This is a genomic window from Myroides sp. N17-2 (genome assembly GCF_002286775.1).
Lineage (GTDB): Bacteria > Bacteroidota > Bacteroidia > Flavobacteriales > Flavobacteriaceae > Flavobacterium.
Genome location: NZ_NSGJ01000088.1, coordinates 1 through 3,448, shown reverse-complemented (window position 1 = coordinate 3,448; position 3,448 = coordinate 1). Strand labels below are relative to the sequence as shown.

Below are 3,448 nucleotides of genomic sequence, written 5' to 3'. Positions count from 1 at the left end.
GATTTGACAAAATCTGATAGATCATAACAGTCTTTAATTATCTGATAAGCGAAGTCTTCTTCACTATCATAATGTCCTTGATAATCATCTTCAAACGCCTCAAATAAAGCATCTATATCCTCTGATGCAATATTATGATTACCAATATTTATCCAAGCTGAGAAAGCTTCTAAAGTGTTATATTCTAAATCTGATACCTTTTCAATTATTGAAAAGATATTTTCTGAAAGGCTACTTTCTGAGATTAATTCAGATGGGATATTTTCCCAATCTTGAAACATAAATTCAGGATCTGTTTCGTCAGAATGAAGTTCTTTGCAGAACTCATTAAATTCATCTAAAGAACTAAAATTGTTTAAATCAACCCAGTCTCCTTGAATTGAACCATCGTTATACTTAGCATAAGTACCAACATAAACTTTTGAGTGCATTAAATTTTCCATGATAAATAGTATTATGACCTTAGGGTCTGGTTAATTTCATGGCACTTCTGTTTTTGGTTTTTAGCTAAGAGCAAGTTTTACAAAATCAATACACTCAATCCTTGAGGAAGATTTATTGAAGTAATCTAAAGGACTTGAACTTGATGGGCTAAAAAGCTAGAAAAACTTTGCCTACTGAAATATCAGAGTCTAAGGCATTAACTTATTACATCTAAGAGGGTAGGGGGAATATCTCTAAAAGAGCTTGATGTCTTATCTAGGATTAGATAGGTACTTAATAAAGATTATCGGTAAAACTAAGCTTCTAAGGTGCTTTCAAGATAAAATAATGTTGATTCAGTGCTTTTTACTCAATTCAATAGATAAGTATGCCTATTTTTGTTAGAAATAATTAAACAACAATGAATTATAAAAAGTTTGATATTGACTCTTGGAATAGAAAAGAACATTTCTACCACTATAAAGATCAATTAAGATGTAGCTTTAGTTTAACAACGAAAATAGATATTACGAAGGTTATTCCTTTTATTAAGGAGCATGAATACAAGTTTTATCCAGTAATCATTTACTTAATTGCCAAAGCAGTTAATAAGCATCCAGAGTTTAAGTTTGCTATGAAAGATGGTGAGCTCATACAGTGGGATACCGTAAATCCTGCTTATACAACGATGCACGCTGAAACAGAGACCTTCTCAGAGTTGTGCACTGTTTATACTGATGATCTTAAATCTTTTTTAAAAGAATATGATACAGTTCAACAAAAGTACAAAGGAAACTATGCGTTTTCCCCTCAAAGCGGTATAGACAACACTTTTAATATCTCTATGCTACCTTGGATTAGTTTTGATGGTTTTAATCTAAACCTACCAGATTTAGGAGAATATTTCGCGCCTATTTTTACTCTTGGTAAATATGTGACTAATGCTGAACAAGTAGTAATGCCTCTTTCTATACAAGTTCACCATGCGACTTGTGATGGGCTTCATGTAGCTAGATTACTACATAGTTTACAAGAATTTTGTGACAATATAAAAGAATTGAACTAGCTTAGAATTGAATTGTATTATTCGGAATAAATGGATTAAACCTCAAAGACATTTTAATTGTTTTTGAGGTTTTAATGTTTTGGTATATAGTTATTTGTGTGTAATAAACAATATGTTCTACTTAATATTTAACCAAGTCAGTGTTAACTGTATTTTGTTTTTCGTTTATTATTCTATTTCAATCTTATTATAAGCAATCCAACGTTTTAAATTCCCAACCATTCTTTTTAAGTGATCTTCATTTACGAAAATATTTGTCCAGTAGTCAAATCTGTCACACTGAATACTTATGTAGTAGTTCATAATTGCTAAACACGCAAAAGGTATAAACTTTTTCTCTTCGTCACTTATTTTGGTTATTGTTTGATAACCTTCTATGAAGCTTTCAGCTTTAAGTAGGTATTCTTCTTCATTCAAATTTGTTGCAAGTAACTGAAATAAGTAATAAGATATATCTAAACATAAGTAACCATTTCCACAAAAATCAAAATCAAAGAATGTTACATCTTTTTCATCATCTATATGCAGGTTATCAAACCAAACGTCAAGATGAACACTTCCATATCTCATCTTTTGGTTGTCAATCTCGTTCATTTTCAACTTTAAGAAAGCAGACATTTTTTCTAAGAACTCAGTTTCACTATTAGTCTTGCTAAAGAACTTCTTTGTTCTTAAAATAGAGTTATCAAGCAGGTTTTGAGTGTTATATGATATTCTGGAAAGTTTGAAGTTTTCAGATGATTGATGAACATTTGCTAATGTCTGTCCAATTAAGAAACTTGTTTGAGCTGAAAACTTTGCTGTTTTTATCCCTTTTGCATAAGAAAATAAAACACCAAATCTCTTGCCTTCAGGCGCTTCAATTTCTTGTATCTGTGTACCTTCCTTGTCAGCTATTGGATATGCGACTTGTTTATTATTTTGCTTTAAGTGAATTAAAAGCCGTAGTTCTTCTTTAATTTCTACTTTAGTACGCCAATTGTGGGTATAAACTCTAAAAACATATTTTGTCTGTCCATCTTCAATGATATACAAGTGATTCATAGCAATCCTAAATATACTACATTGAGTTTTATCACTTAAATTATACTTCTCTTGAATAAGTTTACCAAGATCAGTTGGTGAAAGTGTTGAATTGATAGTTGGAAACTTTTCTTTCATAATTAGTGGATTTGTTTTTAGTAAAGAGATGTATAGTAAGAGTTAGTATTATTTTATAAGAAACCAAACAAACAAAAGTAAGAATTGTGTAAAAGCCAATTTATATTCCTATTTGATGTATTTAATTAAATGCGAATATAATTTAATTCTATGTACATTAGCTATGAATATAAACAACTTGATAATTAAAACCTAAGCTTTTAAAAGCGATAAATATCAATTTTACATATAAAGATAAAAGCGTCATAAGACGCCTTCATCTGCAAAAGAGTAATAACTCTCTGGTGTTATTATTAAATGATCTAAAAGAGCAATATCAAGCAATTGACTTGCTTGTTTAATCTTGGCAGTAATCTGCTTATCAGCATCACTTGGTTGTAATTTCCCAGAGGGGTGATTGTGGACTAGGATGCAAGCCGTGCTCTTTGATTTTAGTAAGGCAGCGAATAGCAATCTCACATCTACTACTGTTCCAGTAATACCTCCTGATGACATTTCATACACTCCAAGTACTCTATTGTTATTAGAAAGCATAAGTACTTTGAATTGTTCAAGTAATTCAATCTTATCAAGATCCCACGTTTCTAATGCTATTTTAAAAGCGCTATATGATGAATCAATCAAAGGTCTTTCAGACGCTTTAATCTTTGTTCTGTAGATTAGCTCAACTTCTGATGCTACTAACCAATTGCTTTTTAAAACTGTAGTTTCCATAATATTAAATTTTTAAATTAATTATGGAGCAAGCACAGGTAAGACTCAAGCGAGCGCAAAAAGCAACGCAATAAAGCGAAGACA

4 protein-coding genes are annotated in these 3,448 nt (G+C 30.7%); 1 reads left to right on the top strand and 3 read right to left on the bottom strand.

Features of this window, described 5'->3' with window-relative positions:
• On the bottom strand, positions 1-443 hold a 443-nt coding region (locus tag CF599_RS19165; protein ID WP_143824844.1), incomplete at its 3' end, for an antirestriction protein ArdA.
• A 401-nt stretch (positions 444-844) separates the two neighbouring features.
• Between CF599_RS19165 and CF599_RS19160 the strand changes: the two genes are divergently transcribed.
• Entirely contained in the window at positions 845-1,489 is a 645-nt protein-coding gene (locus tag CF599_RS19160; RefSeq protein WP_121967520.1) for a CatA-like O-acetyltransferase, read from the top strand.
• A 168-nt stretch (positions 1,490-1,657) separates the two neighbouring features.
• Here CF599_RS19160 and CF599_RS19155 read toward each other — a convergent pair whose 3' ends face one another.
• Positions 1,658-2,650: a phosphotransferase gene (locus CF599_RS19155; protein ID WP_121967519.1), complete on the bottom strand. Its 993-nt coding sequence runs from the start codon at positions 2,648-2,650 to the stop codon at positions 1,658-1,660.
• A 243-nt stretch (positions 2,651-2,893) separates the two neighbouring features.
• Positions 2,894-3,364 (bottom strand): JAB domain-containing protein, encoded by a 471-nt coding sequence (locus tag CF599_RS19150; RefSeq protein ID WP_121967518.1) that lies wholly within the window; start codon positions 3,362-3,364, stop codon positions 2,894-2,896.
• Positions 3,365-3,448: the final 84 nt, after the last annotated feature.